General features: G+C 64.6%; 27 protein-coding genes. 13 read left to right on the forward strand and 14 right to left on the reverse strand.

From position 1 onward, the window contains the following. Positions 1-54 precede the first annotated feature (54 nt). From C1I92_RS09925 to C1I92_RS09985, 14 genes are all read right to left on the reverse strand, one after another. Entirely contained in the window at positions 55-333 is a 279-nt protein-coding gene (locus tag C1I92_RS09925) for a hypothetical protein (RefSeq protein ID WP_111254501.1), read from the reverse strand. Between the two features lie 240 nt (positions 334-573). Further along, complete coding sequence (locus C1I92_RS33735; protein ID WP_158564070.1) at positions 574-741, reverse strand: hypothetical protein; 168 nt, start codon at positions 739-741, stop codon at positions 574-576. A gap of 8 nt (positions 742-749) precedes the next feature. Continuing rightward, entirely contained in the window at positions 750-1,025 is a 276-nt protein-coding gene (locus C1I92_RS09930; protein ID WP_111254502.1) for a hypothetical protein, read from the reverse strand. A gap of 18 nt (positions 1,026-1,043) precedes the next feature. Next, positions 1,044-1,892 carry a N4-gp56 family major capsid protein gene (locus C1I92_RS09935; RefSeq protein WP_158564071.1) on the reverse strand — a complete coding sequence of 283 codons (849 nt, stop codon included), beginning with the start codon at positions 1,890-1,892 and terminating at the stop codon, positions 1,044-1,046. Between the two features lie 119 nt (positions 1,893-2,011). Next, positions 2,012-2,518: a hypothetical protein gene (locus C1I92_RS09940; RefSeq protein WP_111254504.1), complete on the reverse strand. Its 507-nt coding sequence runs from the start codon at positions 2,516-2,518 to the stop codon at positions 2,012-2,014. Between the two features lie 166 nt (positions 2,519-2,684). After that, complete coding sequence (locus C1I92_RS09945) at positions 2,685-3,521, reverse strand: hypothetical protein (RefSeq protein WP_111254505.1); 837 nt, start codon at positions 3,519-3,521, stop codon at positions 2,685-2,687. Beyond that, a complete protein-coding gene (locus C1I92_RS09950; protein ID WP_111254506.1) occupies positions 3,521-4,402 on the reverse strand; it encodes a hypothetical protein in 882 nt (293 codons plus the stop codon). The genes C1I92_RS09945 and C1I92_RS09950 overlap by 1 nt, the downstream gene beginning before the upstream one ends. Beyond that, the gene (locus C1I92_RS09955) at positions 4,402-5,544 is read right to left on the reverse strand and encodes a peptidoglycan DD-metalloendopeptidase family protein (RefSeq protein ID WP_111254507.1); all 1,143 of its coding nucleotides are present in this window, start codon (positions 5,542-5,544) and stop codon (positions 4,402-4,404) included. Before C1I92_RS09955 ends, C1I92_RS09950 begins: the two co-directional genes overlap by 1 nt. After that, a complete protein-coding gene (locus tag C1I92_RS09960) occupies positions 5,545-6,435 on the reverse strand; it encodes a hypothetical protein (RefSeq protein WP_146605081.1) in 891 nt (296 codons plus the stop codon). It lies immediately after the preceding gene. After that, complete coding sequence (locus tag C1I92_RS09965; RefSeq protein WP_146605082.1) at positions 6,435-11,624, reverse strand: hypothetical protein; 5,190 nt, start codon at positions 11,622-11,624, stop codon at positions 6,435-6,437. The genes C1I92_RS09960 and C1I92_RS09965 overlap by 1 nt, the downstream gene beginning before the upstream one ends. Before the next feature lie 10 nt (positions 11,625-11,634). Next, the gene (locus tag C1I92_RS09970) at positions 11,635-11,841 is read right to left on the reverse strand and encodes a hypothetical protein (protein WP_146605083.1); all 207 of its coding nucleotides are present in this window, start codon (positions 11,839-11,841) and stop codon (positions 11,635-11,637) included. A 277-nt stretch (positions 11,842-12,118) separates the two neighbouring features. Further along, the gene (locus tag C1I92_RS09975; protein ID WP_111254511.1) at positions 12,119-12,310 is read right to left on the reverse strand and encodes a hypothetical protein; all 192 of its coding nucleotides are present in this window, start codon (positions 12,308-12,310) and stop codon (positions 12,119-12,121) included. Between the two features lie 535 nt (positions 12,311-12,845). Beyond that, positions 12,846-14,615: a hypothetical protein gene (locus C1I92_RS09980; RefSeq protein ID WP_111254512.1), complete on the reverse strand. Its 1,770-nt coding sequence runs from the start codon at positions 14,613-14,615 to the stop codon at positions 12,846-12,848. Beyond that, positions 14,612-16,585 carry a hypothetical protein gene (locus C1I92_RS09985; RefSeq protein ID WP_146605084.1) on the reverse strand — a complete coding sequence of 658 codons (1,974 nt, stop codon included), beginning with the start codon at positions 16,583-16,585 and terminating at the stop codon, positions 14,612-14,614. Before C1I92_RS09985 ends, C1I92_RS09980 begins: the two co-directional genes overlap by 4 nt. 1,335 nt (positions 16,586-17,920) lie before the next feature. On the opposite strand from C1I92_RS09985, the gene C1I92_RS35255 reads away from it, so the two are divergent. The 13 genes from C1I92_RS35255 to C1I92_RS10015 all read left to right on the forward strand — a co-directional run bounded on the left by C1I92_RS35255 (position 17,921) and on the right by C1I92_RS10015 (position 21,899). Beyond that, positions 17,921-18,046: a hypothetical protein gene (locus C1I92_RS35255; protein ID WP_267896731.1), complete on the forward strand. Its 126-nt coding sequence runs from the start codon at positions 17,921-17,923 to the stop codon at positions 18,044-18,046. 122 nt (positions 18,047-18,168) lie between these two features. After that, positions 18,169-18,387 carry a hypothetical protein gene (locus tag C1I92_RS33335; RefSeq protein ID WP_146605085.1) on the forward strand — a complete coding sequence of 73 codons (219 nt, stop codon included), beginning with the start codon at positions 18,169-18,171 and terminating at the stop codon, positions 18,385-18,387. 92 nt (positions 18,388-18,479) lie between these two features. Next, positions 18,480-18,713 (forward strand): hypothetical protein, encoded by a 234-nt coding sequence (locus C1I92_RS09990; RefSeq protein ID WP_111254514.1) that lies wholly within the window; start codon positions 18,480-18,482, stop codon positions 18,711-18,713. Positions 18,714-18,873: 160 nt separating this feature from the next. Next, positions 18,874-19,032, forward strand: coding sequence for a hypothetical protein (locus C1I92_RS33740; protein ID WP_158564072.1), 159 nt, complete (start codon positions 18,874-18,876; stop codon positions 19,030-19,032). Continuing rightward, the gene (locus tag C1I92_RS33745) at positions 19,029-19,193 is read left to right on the forward strand and encodes a hypothetical protein (RefSeq protein ID WP_158564073.1); all 165 of its coding nucleotides are present in this window, start codon (positions 19,029-19,031) and stop codon (positions 19,191-19,193) included. The genes C1I92_RS33740 and C1I92_RS33745 overlap by 4 nt, the downstream gene beginning before the upstream one ends. 76 nt (positions 19,194-19,269) lie before the next feature. Continuing rightward, positions 19,270-19,485 carry a hypothetical protein gene (locus C1I92_RS33340; protein ID WP_146605086.1) on the forward strand — a complete coding sequence of 72 codons (216 nt, stop codon included), beginning with the start codon at positions 19,270-19,272 and terminating at the stop codon, positions 19,483-19,485. A gap of 38 nt (positions 19,486-19,523) precedes the next feature. After that, positions 19,524-19,700 (forward strand): hypothetical protein, encoded by a 177-nt coding sequence (locus C1I92_RS33750; protein ID WP_158564074.1) that lies wholly within the window; start codon positions 19,524-19,526, stop codon positions 19,698-19,700. A gap of 435 nt (positions 19,701-20,135) precedes the next feature. Beyond that, positions 20,136-20,360, forward strand: coding sequence for a hypothetical protein (locus C1I92_RS09995; RefSeq protein WP_146605087.1), 225 nt, complete (start codon positions 20,136-20,138; stop codon positions 20,358-20,360). 88 nt (positions 20,361-20,448) lie between these two features. Next, on the forward strand, positions 20,449-20,667 hold the full coding sequence (locus tag C1I92_RS10000) for a hypothetical protein (protein WP_111254516.1): 219 nt from the start codon (positions 20,449-20,451) through the stop codon (positions 20,665-20,667). Further along, complete coding sequence (locus tag C1I92_RS33755) at positions 20,664-20,801, forward strand: hypothetical protein (RefSeq protein WP_158564075.1); 138 nt, start codon at positions 20,664-20,666, stop codon at positions 20,799-20,801. Before C1I92_RS10000 ends, C1I92_RS33755 begins: the two co-directional genes overlap by 4 nt. Continuing rightward, positions 20,798-21,046, forward strand: a complete 249-nt coding sequence (locus C1I92_RS10005; RefSeq protein ID WP_111254517.1) for a hypothetical protein — start codon at positions 20,798-20,800, stop codon at positions 21,044-21,046. Before C1I92_RS33755 ends, C1I92_RS10005 begins: the two co-directional genes overlap by 4 nt. Beyond that, on the forward strand, positions 21,043-21,375 hold the full coding sequence (locus C1I92_RS10010) for a hypothetical protein (protein WP_111254518.1): 333 nt from the start codon (positions 21,043-21,045) through the stop codon (positions 21,373-21,375). Before C1I92_RS10005 ends, C1I92_RS10010 begins: the two co-directional genes overlap by 4 nt. 35 nt (positions 21,376-21,410) lie before the next feature. Next, complete coding sequence (locus C1I92_RS10015; RefSeq protein ID WP_111254519.1) at positions 21,411-21,899, forward strand: hypothetical protein; 489 nt, start codon at positions 21,411-21,413, stop codon at positions 21,897-21,899. The last annotated feature ends 126 nt before the right edge of the window (positions 21,900-22,025 follow it).

Raw genomic sequence — 22,025 nt, forward strand, 5'->3', positions numbered from 1 at the left:
AAGTGCCACCTACACGGTGGCGGCGTGGGGTGAGAGCCACGTCAATTCCAATCGTTACGCAGGTATGCGCGTGAGCGAGATGTCCGACACATGCACGGAGGTGAAGGAGCTAGCGGGCGGCAGGGAATTGGCGGCGGCCTGAGCCTCAAGGCCAACGGTTCCGGCGAGCTGATTCAGAACGAGGTTGAGGCCGAGCCCCCTGGTGCCGTTGGCCACGTTGAGGGCGCCGAGCCCATCCATTCCGGTGGTGCCGGCGTAGGCATTGCAGGCGCCGTTGAATTCAAGCCCGTCAGTGCCAGAGGCATCATTGAGGGCTTGGAGCAGCTCTTTCATTCGTTGGCTCCGAAAGCCCTGCCGGTCTCGTTCGACACGCGTATGGCGCGCTCCACCTGGGCGCGGCTGGAGCCCTCGGGGTTGATGCCTTGACGCTTGGCCTCACGGAAGGCGTTGATATCCGCCTGCCACTGCTTCTGAGTAGTCAGGTTGTTGTCAGGTGCAACCCAGAGAGTCTTAGCGTTCTTCGCCCGGACGCAACTTCCCCACGTGGCGTGAACGCCAGGGGTTGGGCAGCCGCTACTGCAATTCGAGGTACTGGTCGAGGATCGCATCGAGGTAAGGGCCTATCTTCCAGCGGTCAACCGCTTCTGAATTGCGGTAGGTCTCAGAGGCGTGCATGAATGCCTCGTAGCAGTCAGCCACGCTCATCTCGCGGACCTGAGGCGTGGGCTTGTGCGAGAACATGGGAAGCTTCATTCCTCGACCAACCCACCCTCATAGCCGCTGGCGATCAGAGCGTCCGCGACTTCCTGGGGAACGCCCGTGTACACGTAGCCGCCCTTGAAGTAGTCGACTCCGTCGACTTTCCCGGAGTACATCTCTTCGGAGATCTCTCGGGTTTCGAGGAAGACTCCGCCACTGAGGTAAAGGCCGACACCTCGTGGCCACTTGTAGCGCTGAAGGAATTCAGGCTTCAGACCCGGAGTCCCCTCAAGAACGAAGGGAGGGTTGAATGTGTAAGTGGCCACGAGGCATCAGCTTTCAGATCAGGCGGAAACGCCGTGCTCCACACGCTGGAGCGACTCCTGGCGGTAGACCACGTGACCGAGGTCGCCGCGCCAGAAGACGTAGCGGTGACGCTTCATGGCGTCCTGCGGGTCGGAGACATCCGCGAACGGCTCGACCTTCACGGCCTCAGCCGTGGACTCGTCACCGATGAACAGGGTCCGGTGAATCTCGGCGCTCGCAGCGCCGTCATTCGCCCGGTAGGCCCGGTTCGTCTCCAGGTAGATCGCACCCTCGAAGGTGCCGATCTCGCCTCGGTAGATGTTGCTGGTGTCGACGTACTGGTGAGGAGCCGTCCAGTTGCTGGCGCCGGTCTCCTCGCGAAGGTCGACGCTGGTCTCCGGGGAGATGACCGCGACGTAGTTCTCACCACGGAGCGGCACAACGTTGCGCTTCCGGAGATCCCGGACCGCACGCCGGGCGAGGCGCGCCGAGAAGATGTCCGCAGCGGTCAGGGTGTTGACAGCCACGGGAGCCTCGGGCGCACCAGCGTTCGAGGTGGACCGGTTGGTACCGGCGATCATGACGTCCCGGACCATGTTGTCCAGCGTGTCCGCCACGTCAGTGGCGAGCTGCTTGGCAATGGTCGGGTCGACCTCGACGTACGTAGCCGACTGAAGCCGGTACGTCCGGCCGATCAGGGCGCCAACCTCGGTGAAGCCGATGGTGAGGTCGGTGCTCTGCGGCGAGGTCAGCGGTGTGGGGTCGTTGACCTCATCCAGGACCCGCGAGCCGGTCGGGATGTAGTTGTTCTTCTTCAGGTGGTAGGTCCGCGAGTTGTTCGTCGGGTCGTGGGGGACACCGAAAACGAACTGGCGGTAGACGGGCATAGACCGGAGAGCCCACTTAAGGACCTTGTCATACCCATCGATCTGGAGGCCGTCACCAATGGACGACGCCAGAACGGTAGTATTAAGAGCCATTGCTCCTCTTTAGGGAGTCAACCGCCCTACTGTCGAAGGGCGGTATTCACTTTGCCGATGAGGTCATCCAGCGAAGTGGCAGATGCGTCCGCCTCATCCAGGCGGGCCTTGTAGGCCTCATCGGGCGTGTAGTTGTTGCGCGCCACGCCCTGGAGCGCCTGAATGTCTGAACGCTGCTCTTCGCTGAGATTCGGCTCGCCCTTAGGCGAGTCGTTGTCGATGTCCTGCTGCTGAGTTGCGCCGGCTCCTCCGAAGAGGCCACGGAACTCCTCAATAGCTGCATCGACGTCCTCCGCGCCCGCGACGAACTTCGCCGCGTTCTCCGGAAGACCGGCAGCAGCCAACTTCGACTTCAGCTCCGACTCGCGCTGGCTCTTGCGGATCTCGTTGAGTTCCGCCTCAAGCTCCTTACGCTTCTGGGCTTCCTTCTTCAGGGCCTCGCGAAGGGCCTTCGGCCCGTCACTCGGCTCCTGGGCCTGGGGCTCCAGGTCTTCGTTGTCGTCGAGAATGTCGGCGTACTGGTTGTCGCTCATGCGACTACTCCCTAATGATTTGCGCAGGCCGAAGCCGCCCATAGGGGAATGGGCTGTCACTTGCTCCTACTCCCGGACCGTGTATCACTCAGCGAAGGGCCGGTAGATCTCCGCCGGAGTGGGTGCCGAGGACTCGAACCTCGGTGTATGCCATTCACCCGAATTGCTAGTTGAAGCGCCGATCTCTGGTCAGCGTGCCGGAACCAGTGCCAGCGGCACCGCGCCCACGAGCGCGCTCCTGAGAAGCGAGCTTGTTCCTCGTACGTGTGGCCTCGGCGTTTCCGCCGAACACCTCGGACTGGATGTCCTCGACACCGAACTCGATGCCCGAGATCTCGCCCAGGCGCTCGTATGTCGGGAGCTGTGTGGCGATGACGTTGTAGCCTTCGCGCGCCTGTTCGGAGGTGACACCCATACCGAACAGTTCCTGGGCGTAAGCGTCGTCGTAGCCAAGGCCAGCACGGTTGCGCTCGGCATTGAGCTTCGCCAGCTCGACGTTCTTCTCCAGGGTGGGCAGCGCCTTCTTCGGATCCAGGTAGTACGAGGCCAGGTCTCCGGTGCTTATGCCCATGCGGGCCAGCGCCTTCTTCTGCTCGTTGTCCACGGTGTCCGCAAGGGTGCGCGCCTTCATGGCGCGCTCTGCGATCTCCTGGGGGCTGACATCCTTGATGAGGAAGTTCGTGAAGTCGTCCGTGGAGTCGTAGAAGCCCTTGGGCAGACCGGCTGCCTGGATCGCCTGGCGATAGGCGCGTTCGGTCTGGAGGTATTCGTTCGGGTCCAGGACCGAGAGACCCGCTTTCAGGCGGGCATCGTTGGCCTTGAATCGCTGCTTCCATTCTTTGGTCTGCTGGAGCATCACGTAGATCGTGTCCGAGTTGTAGCCCTGCTTGAGGTACTCGACGATCTTGGGACCGAGAGAGCCAAGGCCGTATTGCTCGAACATGCCGACCAGGGCGGAGGCCGCGTTGCGGTCTCCTGCTTCGAGGTTGTCCCACCAAGCCATTACTTCAGCACCCCCATCAGGCTCAGCACCTCTCGGCCCGTGGACATGTGCGAGTCCTGGGCGTTCTGGGTGGCCATCCAGCGGGGGTCACTGCGAAGACTGGCCTCGAAATCCCCGACGCTCTGCGTGGTCCACTTACCGTCCTCACCCTTGAAAGACAGGGCGCGGCGGACCATGTTGTCCCGGACGGTGATATCCGTGGGATTGAGTTCGAGGATCTCCGCCATCGACTCGATGTACGGAGAGGCAACGTCCTTCACCGTCAGGCCGGCGTCGATCTGCTCAGCCAGACCAGGCCAGGTGGACTTGGCAAGGCGTTGAATCTCGCCCATCGCGTGCTGCTCAGTGAGGGTGCCGTAGGCAACCCCGCTCAGCCAGTGACGGAGCGTTCCGTTGGACACCTTGACGCCGTAGGCGGCGAGCGCCTGCTGGATGCGATCCTGGGCCTGGCCAACCGTGCCGCCAAGCTCCTGGTTCTTCAGGACTGCCTGGCCGACGTCGCCGAAGCGGGCCATCTCCTGGCGCATGCGGAGCTGGTCCCAGCCGGAGCCGAGAGCCTCACGCGCAAGCGCGTCGGCATCCTTGCCTGCCAGCGGGACGCCCAGCTCGACGGCCAGAGATCCCATCTGGCTGCGCGTTTCGGCCAGGCGGCGGCGGTACTCCGCCGGGTCAGACGACGTGAGCAGCCATGCCTCACGCTGCGTCTGCGAGGTGCTCTTGTACCAGGCGGTGTTGCGGATCATCGACTGGAGCCGTGCCGGCTCGTACTGCCCGTCCATGGCCTCTTGGAGCAGCTTCTTCATCTCAGGCGTGACGTTGAAGTACGCGACGGTGTAACCGGCGAGAGCTGCCAGCTCCTCCTGAGTGGGCTCGTCAGCCACTACAGACCTGCCCTTCGGAGGATGTCCTGGACGTAAGAGTTCATCGACGGGTACGACCCCTGTTTGCGGTTCCTGGCGCCCTCGCTGTACTTGAGCGCGCCTTCACCCGCGTACCAGGCGAGAGCGGCGCCGGAGGCGCCGTACTTGCGGAAGTACTGGCCGAGGCGGTGCTGGGCGATGGCGTCCTGGAGCTTGGGGTTGGCGAGGAACTGCGACTGACTGACCGAGTACCCGAGAGCCGCTTTCGACCAGGAGGCGATGTTGCCCGGCATGATCTGGTAAGCGCCCAGGGCGCCGCTGTGGCGGTTCCTGGCGCTGTAGCTGCCTCCGGACTCCTTGGCCCTGATGGCGTTGATGAGCTTCCCCAGGTCGCCTGAGGCGCCGCCCCCAGAGCTGTGAGAGCCCTGCGAAATTGCGGCTGGGGCCTGCTGGGCGGTGGCCTGCATCATGGAGGTCTGATAGGCGGCCTGTTGCGCCTGCATCGCCTTCATCATCTGGCTCTGCTGGATGAGGCCCGCTTCGCGGCCCAGCGACTGCTCCAGGTCTGTCTGCTCGGACGGCCTGCCTGCGGCGGCGTCCAGGGCCGGAGTGGAGAACCCACCGGCAGCCTTGCCGCCGGGCGAGGCGCCCATGCCTTGGGCTTCGAGCATCGCCAGCGTGTCGTTCGGGTCGGTCATCTGGATGATGTCCGGGAGCATGCCGCCCTGCGGCGTCGCGAAAGAGCCGCCCTGCTTGGCGGGTTCCTTGGACAGCGACCCGGTGCGCTTGCCATCGAAGTTCAGGAACGGGATCGGGTCTGTCGGCTTACCGTTGCGGCGCACCTCGAAGTGCAGGTGCGAGCCGGTGCTGTTGCCGGTATTGCCGACGAATCCCAGGAGGGAGCCGGCGGAGATGCGCTGGCCCGCCTTGACGGCGAAGCGGGACTGGTGGGCGTAGTAGCCCACCGTCCCGTCATCGTGCTGGACCTTGGTCAGGTTGCCGTAGGCGCCGCCCCAGCCAACGCTGATGACGCGACCGCCGACAGCGGCATAGATCTTGGAACCTGCGGGCGCGGCAAAGTCGATACCGGAGTGACCTCCGGTCGAACGGAAGCCACCCAGATACCTCGAAGAAACGCGCGCCCCCTTGACGGGGGAATACACCTACAGACCTCGCAGTGCCTCGTAGTAGGAGGCGGCGAGCACTGCCTTCTGCTCGCCGAGCAGCTCGTCATCGGCGAATGCCTGAGCTGCGGTGCCGGCGTCGGGTGCACCGCCGGTCGTGGTGGTGGAGCTGTCGGACGTGTTGCCGTCTTCCCCGTACGTGGTCGTTGTCGTGGACAACGTGGGGTTGGCCTGCTCGGTGGCTCGGAGCGTCGACATGAACTGCTCGCGCTCGTCGTCCGTGGCCCGGCGACCCAGTAGGTTCCGCAGTGTGTTGTCGATGACTGCGGCGGCCGTTGTCGGGTCCGTCAGGTTGATCGTGCGCTGGGTCTGCGTGGTCGGACCCTGCTTCTCCGCACGAGTCTCAGCCGCCTGCGCCACCCGCATTTCGATCCAGTGCCAGGGGTCTTCTGGGTCTGCGCCCATGACCTCAGCAGCGTCGATGTCACCAAGTGCCATGCCCCACAGCTCGGCTACCTCGGTCGGCGTGGCCGGCCTGCCGTAGTACTTGTCGGCTAGCTCCTGGAGCCGCCCCCTATCGACCTGGCGGGTGTCGGCACCCCGGAGGGTGCCGCCCGCCTTGCCGCCCTGCTTCTTGTCCACGAAGAACTCGGGCTCGGGCTTCAGGCTCTTGGTGCTTTTGCCGCCCAGGCCCTGCTCACGCAGCACACCAAAGCCGGCGGCTCCGGGGCGGCGATAGTTGAACCTGGGTGACATGGGAGTCCAGGGCTTCTGGTCCCAGTACCGAGCCCACCGCTGGGCGGTGGGGCTCAGGTCGTCCTGGCTGGGACCGGCGGGGGCGGCCCCGGACTGCGCACTTACCGCCGCGAGTTCGGGGTCGCCCGTCAGGATGCCGTAGCCCTGCTGTCCGGGGGTAGGTGTGGTTGCCATCACAGACCCCCAGAGCCCAGTGTCATCGAATGGTTGGTGAGGAAGCGGTTGAAGAACTCGTCGAACATCAGGTTCCGCTGGCGCAGCTCGCCGACCATCACGTCATAGGCGTAGGCCAGGTCCGCGTTGGCCTCGGCCTCAATGTTCCGGGAGCCACCGCCGTACATCTCCCGAGCGTCAAGCTCGGCGCCGATGCGACGGTGAATGTCGAGGAACTCCTCGACCCCGTGCCAGTCGGGACGCTCCGGCGACTCGCCCCGGTCGACCAACCCCTCCATCTGCTGGATGAGGGTGTACGACTTGTCGGTGTCCATCGACGTGTAGGCGTCGCGCCAGCCGGGCAGCTCGTTCCAGAGCTGATCGCGGATCGTGTGCTGGATCTGGATCAGGTCTTCCGCGCCACGCTGCCGCAGGGACTTTAGTCCCCGGGCGGACAGCTCGGCTTGGATCTTCGTGTTCCAGTAGTTCCAGCGACGCCAGCCCTCGGACTCCTCGGCGGCCTGCACGGTCCCTTCGGGACCGCGAGGCGCCCGCTGTGTGCGGGCGTCCACGTTGGAGACCTTGTTCTGGGTCTGCCAGGCGTAGACGGAGTAGTTGAACTCGTCCGTCTCGGTGTCTAGCCCCACTAGCGCCAGACCCAGCTCCGGGTTCTTCTCGATCTGATCCCGGTACTTCTGCTGGGCCATGAAGCCCGCCGACGTGGCGGGCACGCCAGTGTTGCTCTGGCTCGTGGACTGCCACCAGAGCCAGGCATCCTCGCCGTACTCATCGAGGAACTTCTGGTAGCCCTCTTCGCCGTAGCCGTACTCCGCTTGGATGCGGTTGGCGGCGTCGATGAAGAACTGTCCCTTAACCTCGGGCGTGAACCCTGCCGGCGACATGAACCGAGCGGCGATCATGAACGCCTGGGCGGCCTCGGCCTTCTCGACCGACTCCTCGGGGGTCGGCTCGGGGCCTTGGCGTCCGTTGTCGATCCAGTCCTGGTAGTCCTGCTGGTAGGTGCGGGTCGCCATCATGCGGTTGAAGACGGGGTCTTCAACACCTTCGATCTGACGGCGCACCTGCGTCATCCAGGCGGCCGGGAAGACCGTGTCGAGCACGGGGCTCTCGGGCACGCCAGCCGGGAACAGGTACTTGTACATGAAGCTGGAGAAGGCGCTGTCGTCCGCAAGGTGCGGAGAGTTGCGCATCATGTAGGCGGCGGGCACCTGGATGAACGGGCTCGTACCGGGCAGCCACCAAGGGCTGCCCTGGATAACGCTGTTGAGCCCGTTCTTGTTGACGTTCCAGGTTTGGAAGATCTCGCCGGCTGCCGACTGATCGCCAGGCAGCACCTTGTCCAGGAGCTTCATCGTCTGACCGAGACCCTCGATGCGAAGGTTCGTCAGCTCGCCGTGGTCCGGGTCGTCCTTGCCCAGGCCATTGCTGTCCACGAACTCGACGAACGGGAGCTTGTCGAGGTTCTGCCAGCCGTTGGCGTACAGGCGCATGAACTGCTCGGGGCGCTCCATGATGATGGTGCCCCACTTGACCAGCGTGTCCTGCCAAGCGTTCATGAAGGAGGACGCGAACCTCAACGTGTGCTGTAGGTCCGTGTGGTCCATCGCGCTGAACATGTAGCGCCGGGTCTGGCGCAGTGCGTACTCGCGGGCCTGGCGCTCCATGAGCACCTGGGTCTCGCGAGAGATCTTCTGGCCGGCCTCAACCTGGTCGGCAGCCACCTGGAGGCGGTGCTTGTACATCCGGTTGAAGAACGGGTTCCGCACCAGCGTGTCCGAAGGGACCGTGGCGATGGCGTTGTAGAGCTTGTCCTTCACCGCGTTGAGCGCCTGGCCAACGCCAGTGCCCAGAGCCAGGTCAACAGACGTGGTGTCGATCGCCTTCGGCACGACCTCGCGCCGGTTGTCGACCATCTGCTGAAGGTCCTCAACGGTGAGCGTCTGGTCGGTGCGCACCATCTCGCGCAGTCGTTCCGTGGGGAGCAGTGCGTTGAGGTGGTTGTCGATCTCCGTCTGCCACACGTACGGCTCGGCCGACCTGAAGTACAGGCGCTGCGCCGACTGGTGCTTGCGGCCCTCGGGGGTCTTCAGCCAGGACTCCAGCTCTTGACCACCGAGGCGCGCCCGCGCCGAAGGTGAGACGCGGATCTGCTCGATGGCCTGATGCCACGCCTCAGCGTGGTTCGAGTCCCCGACGACGGAGCGCTTGCCCCTGTCGACGGCGGCACGAAGGTTCGCCGTGGTGTTCTCGTAGCTGGAGGTCATGGCTCGGTGGTCCATGCCCGAAGAGTTCAGCGACCGGTGTACGTCACCGACGCCTGGCTGGAACGCACCGGCCGCCTCCCAAGAGGCGCCCTTGCGACCCTTGATGGTGACGGGCCTGGCGCCGAGCTGGGGGATCAGCTCGGTCTTCTTCAGGTACTTGGCGCCACGACGCCCGACGTTGACGACGACGCCGTCCTCGGTGCGCCGGACAAGGAGCACGCCATCAGGGTTCGACAGCAGCCCAGACCGCAGCTCGGCGAAGCGGGCGATAGCCATCTCGTCCAGGTCGTTGAGCACGACCTCGTCCCCGATGGGGACAACCGCCTCGACGTTGCGCATGCGTCGGCCAGTGGCCATGTCCACGGCGAACGAGGCGCCAGCGGCGGCCTCGTCGGCGGCACGGATCTTCTGGACGATCGGCGGCACCTTGGGGTCCCTGACCCCATTGGCCCGGTTGCGCAGAAGGTCTTGACTCCAGCGCTCGACCGGAGCAAGGTTTCGCTCTACAGCCTTCAAACGCCCTGCATCTTCACGGAGGCTGTCGGCAGGGCCACGGAGGACCGGGGTTCCTTCTTGGTCCTGCCGTTTCAACCAGCGCCGCCGAGCGGCGCGGTTGCCCGCGCCCTTGATGCGGTTGGCGGCACGGATCGGCAGGTTGGCCGCACCAATGGACATCGCCTTCGGCGCATCCATCAGGGACGCCAGGGAGTCCAGCGCAGCGAGGCTGCGAAGGCCCTCGTCGCTCAGGTTACGAACGATGTAGCCGCCACGCAGGAGCACGGCCGGCTTCCACCACGCCTCGAAGTAAGAGGCGAAGTCCTCAGCCCTGTCCTTCACGGTGTTCTTCGTGCGGAGCAGGGTCTTGATGGACTGGCCGTGCTGCCTCAGGAGCTGGTCGAGCGACCGCAGGTCCATCGCCAGGAACGTCTGGCCAAGCTGCGCCTCGATCAGCGGCAGCTCCATCTCGTGGACAACCCCGTCGACCTCCCACTTGTAGGTGAGGGGTGCGTCAGCCGCGCTGTAGGCGCGGTTCTCAGCGGCCTGTCGCTCGATGTCCCGGAATAGGGTGGCGCGCCGACCCGAGTAGGCCAGGGCGATCTGCCGGGCCTCGCCCGGCTCAAGGCCATGCTTGAGGGAGACGATCTCGACGCCGCGAGTCTCTAGGTCGGCCGCGATGCGCCGACGCTCCACGTCGGTGGTGGCGTCGGCAGCACGGTTCATGTAGACGCGGCGCAGCTCCTCGAACTTGTCCGCACCCATGGCCTCGACGCCCTCGCGGCCGTAGGCCACGACCTGGTCCAGGTAGTTGCCTACCTGACCGTGGATGTCACGGTGAAGGTCGAAGCGCCCAGGGCGCTGGCGGAACGCCGCTCGCGGGTACTTGATGTACGTGCTCGCCTTGCCAGTGCCCGGCGACCGGTACGTGTGCGAGGCGGTCTCCTTGACGATGTCACCGAACGACTTGCTGGAGCGCGGCACCATGCTGATGCCGGCGTTGACGATCCGGTCGTCGACAGAGTTCAGGAAGCGCTGATAGTCCTCGTACTCGCCGAGCTGCTCCTTGGCAGCCTCGGCGGCGTGCCGGTTCTGGTCGATCGTGGCCTTGGCGTTGAGCGCCTTCTCCTGCGCACGCATGGCGCCGGGGCCTCGAAGCCAGCGGCCCTCGGAGACGGCCGCGTCATAGGTCGCCTGGGCGAGGCCCAGCTCCTCGTCGATCTTGGGGATGCGCGTGGTCTGGAGGTTGTCGATGCGCTCAGCGAGTCCAGTACCGACGTCGCCGAAAGCGACACGGAGCTTGTCGGTGGCACCCGGGACGCCCATCATGGCGCCCACACCGTGGTAGAAGATGTCGTCGTAGAACTCGTCGCTGTAACCGAGTCCGTCCGACAGCGGCTTCTTGGCCACGCTCAGGCGGTAGAAGAACGCGGCGGCGGCGGGGTTGGTCCGGAACGCCTGGACCTCTTCAACGAGGCCCTGGGGGTCCAGCTCGCCCGCCCTGGAGCGGTCCCGAAGGTCCGTCATCTGGTGACGGAAGGCCAGGGCACGCTGCTCAACCGGAGACCACTTGCGGATCTTCATGTCCGCCAGCGCGGAGTCCGGCGCCGTCGTGATGCGCAGGACGTCGTCGCGGGTGCTGGCGCCCAGGTGGTCGATGTCACCCTTGAGGAAGGCGCGTGCGCGACCCACCCCAGCAGTAGCCACCGTGAGGGGGTCGGCGAACCACTCCTGCACGAAGTCTGCGGTGCCGGAGAACAGGTTGTACGCGAGGTTGTCCTCGCGCATCTCCCGGTAGTTCTGGTCCAGCGGCAGCCCGGTCTCAGGGTCGAAGCCAGCCTCGTAGCCCTCGCGGCGAAGGTCGCGGTCCACGAACACGTCGGCCAGCGACTGGCCGAACGTAGCGTCCTCCGTGCGGTCCCACGCCTCTTCCCAGGTGTTGCCGTCCAGCCAATCACCGAAGTTCCGGGTGAAGCCACGCTCGTCGATGATGTTGCCGGCCTGGAGGAACGTCGACATGCCGCGCTCTACGGGCTCGGCGATCTTCTCCTCGTAGAACTCGCCGGCCTGGCCAACGGCGTCACCCGAGATCTCGCGGGCCTGGTCCTGGGCATCGCCATAGCCCAGGAGGTCGGCCTGCCAGTCGGAGGCGGCCTCTAGGCCGCCCTTGACGCCACCGAGGGCATCGCCGACGCCACCGAGCACGGAGCCAACGCCGCCTGTGATCTTGTCCCAGGCGGACTTCTCCTCGGCCTCTTCCTCGGCCACGGTCTGCATGGCGTTGAGCGCAGCCTGACGCTGCGACTCGGTCATCTCCGCTTGAGCGATGTCGAAGGCGGCGCCGTAGATCGGCTGAGGACGAACGGAGGAAGTGGTGGCAGCGGCGGCCTCACCAACGCGTGTAGCCCACCATGTGGAGTTCGAGGCCACTGCTCACCTTTCAGACTGCTTGTCGCGCCGCCAGTTGACGCACGTACTGACGAGTTGCGTTGGTTGCGTTCGGTAGCGAGGCGACGAACTTCAAGACCGGCATGTAGCTGCCAAGGCGGAGGAGGTCTTCCTCGTCGAGGTCCGGGGCACCGTTCCCGGCGCCCGCATTCACGCCGTCTGTGACCGGACGCTCGGGGTACTGGGTGGGCGCGTCCATCGGGACGACGCCGGAGGGATCGACGGGGCCAGCGGCCTTAGCCATGGGTGCGCCGGCCTGAATCTCCTCAAACTCGGAAGATTCTCCGTACCTGGAATCCGGTAATCTCCTGATTCCTTGAGAATCTGTGCGCTGAGAGAGGGCGCCTGGCCCCGACACGGGGGCGGGGTTCGCGGGTTCGCGGTACCCGCCATGCTGGCCATTGGCCACTACTTGCCACCGCCCTTGTCGTCGTCCTCGCCGTCACCCATCCAGGTGTTGTCGTCTCCGCCGCGCATCACGCCTCCGTCTCGGGCAGGGAGTTGAGCTGCTCGCCGAAGGCGTTGACCCAGGCGGCCTCTTCGGCGCGCCGGTCGGCGTCAGCCTCGATGAGCACGTGCACCGACTCGAAGAAATTGGCCACGCTGTTGGTCATGTAGGCGGCGCAGTGGAGCGCCTGACCGGCGACCAGCTTCCAGTCCCACTTCATGCGGCACCCTTCGTCGAAGATTGAGAGCCCGTCGCGGTTAAAGCCCACGGGCACTGCACGGGGTCCCGGCCAGCATGACCACCACAGTCAGAGGCGAGCCGGAGTGTGTTAGTCCCATGCAGGTGGTGCATCCGTTGTGCCGGGTGGTTAGTCCGACCGGACTGAAGCCCGGCCCTGGGCCAGCCTCGCTGGCGGTACCGGACGTGAAGGGCCGGGCCTCAAGCCCCTTACGGGCGAGGCCCGGCCAGCCCTGCGGAGCGCGCGGAGGGGGCGCGCTCAGAACGCAGGGAGACAGCTAGAGCCCCTTAGTCCCGCGTGTGCGGGGAGGCTCTGCGTTCAGCGGGACCGACGTCGCACGGGTGACGTGGTCTTCTTGGCACCACGCCGCCAGGTGGCAGGACGCGGGGCGTTGGGGTCGCGGATCAGCTTGTCCGCCGGGATCGGCTTACGAGCCGGCCGCTTCTTCGGGAGGTTCGTCGGCGTGACCTTGACGGGTCCGCCGCCTGTTGCGACTCGACGTGCCATGTGAGGGTTCCTAACCGGCGGTGGGGATCATGCGGGAGATCGAGTTCTGCATGTTGGCCTCGCCAGAAGACGACAGGTTGGCGAGCATCATCTGGAGGTCCTGAGGTCCGCCCCCAGCCGGGGCTGGGGCGCCTGCGGGTCCGCCGCCCATCAGGGCGGCGAGCGGGTCCTGGGCCTGCTGCTCTGCGGCGGCCTGCTCCTCAGGGGTGGGCTCGAACGCCTTGATGATCGCCTCGTGGATCGGAACGCCCTTCAGGCGCTGGTCGGCCACTGTGGCGACCTGACGCAGCGCCTGGCGCGGGTCCTGACCCATCTGGGCCAACTGGGGGAAGGTAGCCCCCAGTCCCTGTACACCGGACAGCAGCGCCGCCTGAAGGGACTCGATGTCCATCCGGGCCATCTCCTCAGAGGAGTTGATCCCGAACTGGCTGGCGAGCTGGTCCATGATGGTCTCGCGGGACAGCAGTCCCGCGCCCTGAGCCTGAAGCATGAAGATGAGGCCGCGGTTGGCGTCCATCCCAGAGGCGAAGCCGTAGGTGCACTCGACCTCGTAGTCGCCCTTGATGTCCTTTTCGGGCGTGTATCTGATGGAATACTGCGCGCCCTGGGCGCGACCCTTGGCACTCTTCTCTACCTGGCCGAAGAGCTTCTCGTCCATCTCCAGCGCGAACGAAGCGGCGTCCTGGAGGGTCTGGGCGAACAGCGACTGAGCCACCTGGATCTGCGTGTCCACGGTGGACAGCAAGGCGCCGATGCCCTGGCCAGTGATGACCGAGGCGTTCAGGTTGCCAGTCATCGCCTCCGGGAAGCGCGCCGCCAGGCGCTCTTCGTTAGCCAGGTTCGCACTCTCGGCGAACGCAGCCGGCGGGAGGTCGATCCCGATGCGGCGGATGCCCTCGGGGTTATTGGTGTGGATGATCGAGCGCGGGCCGGTCGGCAGGTGGTTGACGTCCGTGGGAACTGCGACCGGGGCGTTGACGGCCTCCCAGGCGCCCTCAAGGATGAGGGCGGACAGGCGAGCCCGGAACAACTGGACCCAGATCATCTCGTCGAACTGCCCGCGAACCTCGTCGTCCCACTTGGGCATCTCGGCGATGAAGACCGGGGTCTTCTTCATCGGGTTGGCAGCGGTGGCCAGCACCAGGTTCTTGCTGGGGAGGAAGAGGGTGTCTGCGTACTTGTCCTTGCAGAGCACTACTTCGAGGGTCTGGCTGGACTCACCGTTGCTGTAGGCGGTGCGACCCAGGATCTCGTCGGCGTGCTGAGGGAACTTGGCGGCCAGCGATCCGGCCGTGTCGTACCAGCACTTGTAGTAGTGCACCACCCGGCCGTACAGGTCGGTGTGCCAGTAGGCGCCGACCGGAGAGTCCACCCGGAAGACCGGGCTCATCATCTCGAAGTCGGGCTCAACGACGACAGGCAGGGCGCCGAACGAGAGGTATCGGTCCCCGCCGCCGTGCATCTGCGTCTGGAGCCTTGACAGCTCGACGAAGCCGTTGACGATCTGGGTGCGCTTCTCGGCCGCCGTCTTGGCGCGGTCACTCTTGTGGCGACCTGACTTGCACGAGAAGTCCGGGAGGCCGCCAAGCTGCTCGCCGAGCTGCCGGCTGGCGATGTTGACCATGTTCGCCGTGACCTGCTTGGGCAGGTTGTCGGGGAACAGGCCGGGCATGACCTCGTGAACGTCACCGCGCCTGACGGCAGAGACCTGGGCATGGCGAACATCGCGGGCAGCGTTCTCAGCCTTGAGTTCGCTGTACGCCTGGATGATGTCAGTCATGCGATTCGCCTTTGATGGAACGGGGACCAGAGGACTGGATCATCGGGGTCGAGGTTTCCCAGGTCGATCACTCGCTGGTACTGGCGGTCGGATCCGGTGCTGAAGGGCGAGTCCCGGAACATGAAGTTGTCCTGAGCGACGGCCAGCTCGCGAACGCGAGCCTCGGCGAACCACAGCGCCATCAGGACGTCGGTCTTGCCCTTGGTCTTCGGAAAGTACGTAGCCATCTGCTCGGTCAGGGCGCGCACCGCCTCGGTGCGCGTCGACGGGAGCTGGAGCAGGTTGGTCTTCGGGTCTCGGTCACCACCGACGATCAGCGACGTGAGCGAGAGGATGCCGCCGTCCACGTCCCACTTGGACTCGCGGGTCGTGATGTGGTCGCTGATGATGCAGCCCCGCGTGGCCAGCTCGCGGGTGATCGTGAGGTCCTGGGTGATCCAGGTGGAGAGGAGCACCTTCTCCACTCGCCACTCCCGAACGCCGTAGCGTTCGGTCCAGGAGATCATCAGGTTCCGGATCTGGTCCGGGGTCATGTTCGCCTGGTTGTGCGCGTCGAGCAGCCAGCGCTTCTGCGTGTACGGGTCGTAGGCGATGACCACAGCGGCCGTGTGGCCGCTGGAGGCGGGGTCCAGGCCGGCTATGACCCGCTTGCCGGACATGTGCTCGCCGTCGTGACCGGGCGCCTCGGGGTTGAGCGGACCCACCATACGCATCGGGTTGATGCAGCCGTTGATCTGGTCCCTGGGGAAGATGGCCGTCTCTTGCAGGTCCATCTGCTGGTAGCCCTGGACCCAGGCGTCCTCGCCCACGAGCTGGCGCATCCGCTTGAGGCGGACGCCGTCCCACATCGGGTACTCGCCAGCGGTGTCAGGCTCGGAGCGGTTGTCGCCTACCTGCGGGTTGTTGGAGCGCGGCCACAGGGTGATCCAGGTGGAGGGATCTTCGGGCGTGGGGCCGAAGTCCTCGACGGCGGGCTGAGAGAAGTACGACCAGCCGGAGGGCTCCCCACCGTAACGCTCGGGGTTGCGCAGCTCCTTGTAGATGTCCACCGGGGCGACGCGGGTGCCGACCAGGAGGAAGCGGCCGGCGTCACCGATGCGGGTGGCCACCATGCGGGTCAGCCAGTTGAACTGCTTGTCGACCTCGCCCGCGTTCGTGGTGTCCACGCAGTCGTCGGCGATGATGAGCGTGGCGCGCTTACCGTAGATCTGGGAGCCGAGGCCGACCGCCTGCACGGTCGGGTCCTTGGCGCTCTGGTCACGAAGCGTCGGGCCGAAGCGGATACGCGTGCTGCTCCACTCCGTGCACGCCTTCTCGAACCCGTCGTCCGGAGCGAAGTCCCGCTGAAGCGCCTCGTAGTGAGGGTTGGCCAGGAAGTCCTTGATCTGGCTGATGAAGTCGCCGGCCAGCTCCTGCTTCTTGGAGATGATGATGACCAGGGCGTTGCGATCCTTCAGGATCTGCCACAGGACATAGGCGACCGTGATGGTCGTGGACTTACCGTGGTTAGGCGGAGTGTTGATGATGAGGTGGGTCGCGCGGCCCGGCTCGTAGGTCTGCGACGGGTGGAGGTCGCGGGGCTCGCGTCCCTCCAGGATGTCGAACCACTGGAGCTGGTGGCGGTACATCCGCCACCCCAGGTACTTCTCACAGAACACCGGGAAGTCGGGAACCTCGACGTGCTCTTCGCCCTCGGGCGCCTGCTTGGCGCGGCGGCGACCGATGATCCGGTCGGCCTCCTTGGCGAAGTCCGGGTCGCTGGACTTCCAGTACTTCCACGTGGCCTTGGTCCGGTCCACGTAATGGAGGGCATCGGCGACGGTGTAGTTGTCGGCGAGGAGTTCGAGGACCTTCTCCTTGACCGCCTCAGTGGTCTTCCGGCCGCCCTTGGGGCGGCGCCTAAGACCCTTGGCCTCACGGTCCATGGTGGCGCTATTGGACTGGATGAGCTTGTCGTTGGCAGTGACCAAGACCTAGCCCCCAGTTCCTACTCAGATTTCGACTCGGGGGTTAGACCCCACTTCGTGGGCAGCGACGGAAAGGAAAGTGAGAGAGGACCAAAGACCCAGCGACCGAAGAACTGAGACGCGCCAGCGGATCAGTTCGCAGGGAGCTGGGTCTGCTAGGGCTAGGCTCTAAGCTCTTTGCCCTGTGGATAAGAGAAGGGGGACCCCCCTGAAAGGGGTCCCCCTTAAGCCAAGCGTTCTAAGACCTTGGCAGCTTGTGTTATAGCTCTAGAGCTAAGAGTCTAGGTAACGCTCTAGCCTCCCTTGGGGTCGGCTAGAGCTACTAGCTTTGGCTCTAAGCGCTTAGCTCTAAGAACTAAGTACCCCTCACCCCAAGGCAGGTTCTCCAAACGCCATTTTCGGCGAAAATGGCGTGATCGTTATCTAAGCGTTACCAAAAGAGGCTGTTTCACCGGGAAAATCTCAGCATGTGGATGGTATGTCAACCACGGCCGACCGTGGGCGGTCGGCCGTTTGGGACTCGAACGTACAGGAGTCAACGGGTCTGACGGTGCTGGAGTTTAACGGGCATTTGGGAGTGAGGACAGTATGAGGAGCGCGCCCCGGGATTAAGCATCGGGGGGTCAAGATCCTGCCAAAGTGGCAGGAAATCGCCCCTCACCCACGCGCTCCAGCGCGTGCGGTGGTGCCTCAGCCTGTGGACACAGAGCCAGGCCGGCAGGGCGCTAGCCGTGTGCATGGTAGGGACGGAATACGCAGCCTGGACGCTATACGTGCACGCACATACGTGCGCACGTGCGCATGATCGTGGGCCATGCCAACTGATGCGCTAGGAATGCGAGCAAGTGCTCGTGTATTTGGGTGAGTGAGGCGCGATGCGCCCCTACCCATCCCACTGCGTACACCATACTCAGTGTCCAGCACCCCTACTGCGCCCTGTCGTAGATGCCTAACCTCAGCCATGCTTTAGGTCTGTCGCCGCCGCCCCGCGCACGACTTCCAAGATCTTTGGCTATGGGTATTGACGACTGTGGCCGCCGTAGTCTACGTTGGTCTCAAGGTCACCAAGACCCCACCACCCCAGCACCAAAGGGGCCAGGCTAAACAGAGATCACCCGCTAAGAGCCACTAGGGCGATGACCACTCGGGCCGACAGGCTGAACCCCGAGGACGAGGTACACACGGACGTTCCATCCGTGTGTGTCCTCCATCACTGAGCGAAGCTCAGTAGATGAAGAGCCGGCTGACGATACGCGGGAGCCAACCGCAACACCTTCGACCACACCCTTTGATGACGCCACGAGCACTCAGGCTCGTGGCCTTTTCATTGGAGTGACCATGAACAAGCGCGACGCACTGATGAACGAGGCCGACCGCCTGGCCGACCGTGGCGACTTCATCCGGGCCGCCAGGCTCTACCGCGAGGCCGACCAGCTCTGGCTGAACTCGGGCACCTCGCACTGACAATGCATGGATCTCCGAAGTGCCCCCTGGCCGTGTTGCCAGGGGGCACTGTTCACAACCACTAGCCATTGAAAGAGCCGCGTGCATCCGGCACGTGGCTTTCTCTTTGGGGAGTGAGAGCAATGACCAACGTCTACAGCGCTAGGGGCGGCGTGGTTCACAAGGCGACACAGAGCGGACTCCCCGCCTGCGGCGCACTCAACCGTCCGGGCGTGCCGTACATCGAGACTGACCAGCCGGTGACATGCAGGCGGTGCCTCAAGGTTGACGAGACCCCGACGCTCGCCAGCCCGATCGGCTTCGCCGTCATCGACCCAAGCCGGGGCGTGCGGATCCTCTAGGCACTTGGTTGGCCCGCGTGTGAAACGCGGGCCTTCTTGGTTTCTAGAGCACGAGAGACAGGAGCAACGCAATGACACGGCACTCGTGGGACATGAACGACGGCTACTGCCACACACACGGCAAGCACTGCTCGTTCGCCCCCACAACACCTCAAGAACACCGCGACCAGGACTACATGGATGGCTACGGCTACGGCATCGTGGGAACGAAGACCGAGCACCAGCTCAGCTCTCACACCGTGGCCTTCATCCGTGGCTATCGGGACGCCGTGAAGGACCGAGAGGCCAGAGAGCTGGCCAAGCGTGAGGGTGGTGAGTCGGCGTGAGCGCTTATCAGATGGGTGACCGCGTGCGTCACATCAGGACAGGCGAGACGGGGTGGGTGATCGCGAACGCTCCGTTGCTTCACCCCTGGGTGGAGGTGCGCTGGGACGGGTCTATGCGCGACCTAGTGGAGCCGGCCGCCGACCTGGAGCCGGAGGAAGCATGACCGAGCTACTGATCACCCTCCTCATGCTCATCCTCCCGCCGTGCCCGGAGGAAGACTCCACGTGGTGTCACTGGGATGCCAAGCAGCAGGGCAACGGGCAGGGATCGTCGTTCGTGACCCTCGCCGAAACAATCACCTTGGAGGTGAACCAATGAGGCTCTATCGAGAGGGAGACCTCGTCCAGCATGACCGCTACGGCCCGCACGAGGTCGTCGCCAATCAGCGTGAAGGCGGCTTCGTGCGCGTCGCCTGCACTGACTGCGGCGGCAGCGCCGTGGGCGCGTCGGAGCTGACACTCATCAAGCCTGCCGACTGACAGTTGTTTGGTGGCGCACGCTACGGCGTGCGCTCGCCATGCATCATCAGTCCCAACGTTCTGAGAGGATCGAGCCGTGATCAAGATGCACAACGGGGCCACGGTCTGGGCTGCCAGTGTCGAGCGCTCCGAGAGTGGAGCACTGAGGGGAACCGTGCTGGCACAATCGACCGATGGTGAGTGGGTTACGTGGGAGGTCGTCTCAGATGAGACCGGGTTCTGGGCTTCTGCCGGTCGCTACTTCGATGACGACGCCGCTGAAGCACGGGAGGATTACCTCTCTCGCCGTTGAGCCGATCATCAACCCACACCCCTTGAGAGGATCAGACCATGGGCAAGCTCGTCATCGAGATCAACACCGACAACGCCGCATTCGAGGAGAACCCAACGGAGATCACGGACATCCTCAAGACCATCGGCAACTGGATCGACGGCTTCGGCGAGACCGAGGGTATCGCTCGCGACAGCAATGGCAACACCGTGGGCTTCTACAAGCTAGAGCCCTGAACCACCAGCCCTAGCCGTGCTGCGCACCGTAGGTGCGTGGCCACGTGTGCGGAGCGTCAGCTCCGTGCGCAGGTAGCGGTAGCCGCGTCACAGCGGCACTAGGGCACCTACAGCGCAGAGCGTCCGCTCTGCGCTTAGCCCGACACGGAGCTTCGCTCCGTCTCAAGCAGGCAGGACGCGTACGCGCCAAGGTGCGGAGTCAGGTGCAAGTAGCCATCGTGGCGAAAGCCTTGTCAGCCATTCAGTTGGAGTCCCCCTCGGGCCACTACGCGTCCTGCCGTCTTGCCCCACGCTCCCCAGGCCGCACCCGAGCCCCCCTCGGGTGCCCAAGTTCAGGGGACTGGCTTACCCCTGGCCAAGCGGAGTACATCTCCCCTGGGGAGCGTGGGCTCGATTTGTATACCACGGCCACAATCAACCAACAGGAGGAAAGCAATGAGCACTTTCAGTGGAAAGCGCGGTAAGGGCGCTATGCGTGCGCACCGCGAGCGCAAGCGCAATGAGGCGCAAGAGCGCCAGGCAGGATTCGACGCCGAGGTTCGGCGCTACGCCGTGGATCACGGCATCACGGATGAGGGCGAGGCGCGCGTTGCCCTGAATCAGGAGCGCGCCGAGAAGCACCGCCTTCGGGCGCGACTGACTGAGGTGTTCGCCGCCTGAACCTAGACCAATCGTCGGATGGCATTGAGTTGGCCAGGACTTCGGTCCTGGCCTTCTTTGTGCAATCTCGACAAAGAGAAGAGGAGTCGTGATCGACACAGAGGTAATCCTCATCAACCCAAAGATGCAGGCCGTAGCTCAGCGCCTGTCCGCTTGGTTCGAGATCCCGCTGAACACCTACACGGACCAGCGGGAAGCGATGGACCACGCACACAGCATCGCCAGTCGCACCAAGCACCGCATGGAAGTGCGGATGAACCGCTCTGGCGAGTTCTACATACGCCTAGGGAAGGGGCCATTGACGTGAACGAGGAACTCATCAACAAGGTTGCCGAGGTGCTGGCCGGGGCGTATGAGCCCAACGGGCGCGGCCCGGTTACGGACGACTATCACGCCGCCCGCGCCCTGGCTGCCGCCGGCCTACTCAAGGAGACACCATGAACATCAGACACGCATACAGCAAGGAAGACCCAAACCCCGACGAGCGCCTCCTGTGGGGCGCTCTCGTGGACGACGTAGACGCCCTGGCGTTGCTCCGGATCGGCTATTCGGCCGGCCAGGAAAACCTTGAGGCCGAGATCGATGCTCGCGTAGAAGCGGCCGAGGTGGCGGGCTGCAACAACTGCTACAACGATGGCTTTGACGAAGGCTTCAACGCTGGCCTGAATCACGAGGACGCCGCATGAGCAAGCCGCTGATTCGCCAAGAGACCATTGACGAGATTCTGGCAGTGGAGGCTGAGCGCGATAATCGCCCGGAGCCTGGCTATGACAAGAGCCTGGAGGCGGCTGTCACAGAGATCGAGGCCATTGCCGAGTTCGATCGTGAGCAGGGTGGCTTTCCCTGGGAACTCAAGAACCAGGAGCCGAACATTCGGGCCGCCAACGAACACCTGCACAAGCGTATTGCGGAGCTTGAGGACCGCATCTATGGCCTGGAGCTGGCGAACAGACTCCTGGCCGCCCAACTGAACGAAGCCAAGAAGATCATCAAGGAGAATGGAGTAACAGCATGAGCAGCAAACGAGACGCCTGGTCTATGTGGTGGGTAATGAACTACGAGCTGGCGCCGAACTACAGCAATCGCAACGGAGCTACGATCTCCGACCTCATCGACGCCCTCGGCAACTCCGATCTTCCGGCGCCAGATGGCCGACAGATCGCCGCCATCGTCTACGAGGACGAGCTGCCCGCCGTGAAGGTTGGTGAAGGTCGCAACCTGTCCGTCGACAACCCCGGCACCGGAGGTCACGGCTACTGGCTGGACGACTCTGACCCGGACCTACTGCGCCGGATCGGTCGGAGCGGAATGCTCGCCTCCGAAGCCATCGCCCGCCACATCGAGGCCCGTGACACCGCCGCCAAGGAGCAGGAGCGCGCCGAGGAGGAGCGGGTGCGGCGACTGGCGGAGGAGCTGGTCACCGTCGCCCGCAACGAGGAGGGCATCGAGTCCGCGTGGGGCGCGATGTCGCCTGCACGCCAGAACGGGTGGCTGGCCGTGGCCCGCCACGTGCTCGCGGGTGAGGAGGCCGGCCGATGACCGCGACACCGGAACAGCCTGGCGGACCGTGCATCGGGTGCGGCGAGAACACCATCTCAACCTGGCGCGATGCCGACGGTGAGGACTGGTACCGACACCCGGCATGCCCCCAGCCCGACCCCACTC

This window comes from Jiangella anatolica, assembly GCF_003236295.1.
GTDB lineage: Bacteria > Actinomycetota > Actinomycetes > Jiangellales > Jiangellaceae > Jiangella > Jiangella anatolica.

Excerpts from the sequence above, each read along its gene's own strand:
- C1I92_RS09925 (WP_111254501.1), bottom strand. The coding sequence starts at position 333 with ATGAAAGAGCTGCTCCAAGCCCTCAATGATGCCTCTGGCACTGACGGG.
- C1I92_RS33735 (WP_158564070.1), bottom strand. The coding sequence starts at position 741 with ATGTTCTCGCACAAGCCCACGCCTCAGGTCCGCGAGATGAGCGTGGCT.
- C1I92_RS09935 (WP_158564071.1), bottom strand. The coding sequence starts at position 1,892 with ATGCCCGTCTACCGCCAGTTCGTTTTCGGTGTCCCCCACGACCCGACG.
- C1I92_RS09940 (WP_111254504.1), bottom strand. The coding sequence starts at position 2,518 with ATGAGCGACAACCAGTACGCCGACATTCTCGACGACAACGAAGACCTG.
- C1I92_RS09945 (WP_111254505.1), bottom strand. The coding sequence starts at position 3,521 with ATGGCTTGGTGGGACAACCTCGAAGCAGGAGACCGCAACGCGGCCTCC.
- C1I92_RS09960 (WP_146605081.1), bottom strand. The coding sequence starts at position 6,435 with ATGGCAACCACACCTACCCCCGGACAGCAGGGCTACGGCATCCTGACG.
- C1I92_RS09970 (WP_146605083.1), bottom strand. The coding sequence starts at position 11,841 with ATGGACGCGCCCACCCAGTACCCCGAGCGTCCGGTCACAGACGGCGTG.
- C1I92_RS09975 (WP_111254511.1), bottom strand. The coding sequence starts at position 12,310 with ATGAAGTGGGACTGGAAGCTGGTCGCCGGTCAGGCGCTCCACTGCGCC.
- C1I92_RS09980 (WP_111254512.1), bottom strand. The coding sequence starts at position 14,615 with ATGACTGACATCATCCAGGCGTACAGCGAACTCAAGGCTGAGAACGCT.
- C1I92_RS35255 (WP_267896731.1), top strand. The coding sequence starts at position 17,921 with ATGAACAAGCGCGACGCACTGATGAACGAGGCCGACCGCCTGGCCGAC.
- C1I92_RS33335 (WP_146605085.1), top strand. The coding sequence starts at position 18,169 with ATGACCAACGTCTACAGCGCTAGGGGCGGCGTGGTTCACAAGGCGACA.
- C1I92_RS09990 (WP_111254514.1), top strand. The coding sequence starts at position 18,480 with ATGAACGACGGCTACTGCCACACACACGGCAAGCACTGCTCGTTCGCC.
- C1I92_RS33740 (WP_158564072.1), top strand. The coding sequence starts at position 18,874 with ATGACCGAGCTACTGATCACCCTCCTCATGCTCATCCTCCCGCCGTGC.
- C1I92_RS33745 (WP_158564073.1), top strand. The coding sequence starts at position 19,029 with ATGAGGCTCTATCGAGAGGGAGACCTCGTCCAGCATGACCGCTACGGC.
- C1I92_RS33750 (WP_158564074.1), top strand. The coding sequence starts at position 19,524 with ATGGGCAAGCTCGTCATCGAGATCAACACCGACAACGCCGCATTCGAG.
- C1I92_RS09995 (WP_146605087.1), top strand. The coding sequence starts at position 20,136 with ATGAGCACTTTCAGTGGAAAGCGCGGTAAGGGCGCTATGCGTGCGCAC.
- C1I92_RS10005 (WP_111254517.1), top strand. The coding sequence starts at position 20,798 with ATGAACATCAGACACGCATACAGCAAGGAAGACCCAAACCCCGACGAG.
- C1I92_RS10010 (WP_111254518.1), top strand. The coding sequence starts at position 21,043 with ATGAGCAAGCCGCTGATTCGCCAAGAGACCATTGACGAGATTCTGGCA.
- C1I92_RS10015 (WP_111254519.1), top strand. The coding sequence starts at position 21,411 with ATGAACTACGAGCTGGCGCCGAACTACAGCAATCGCAACGGAGCTACG.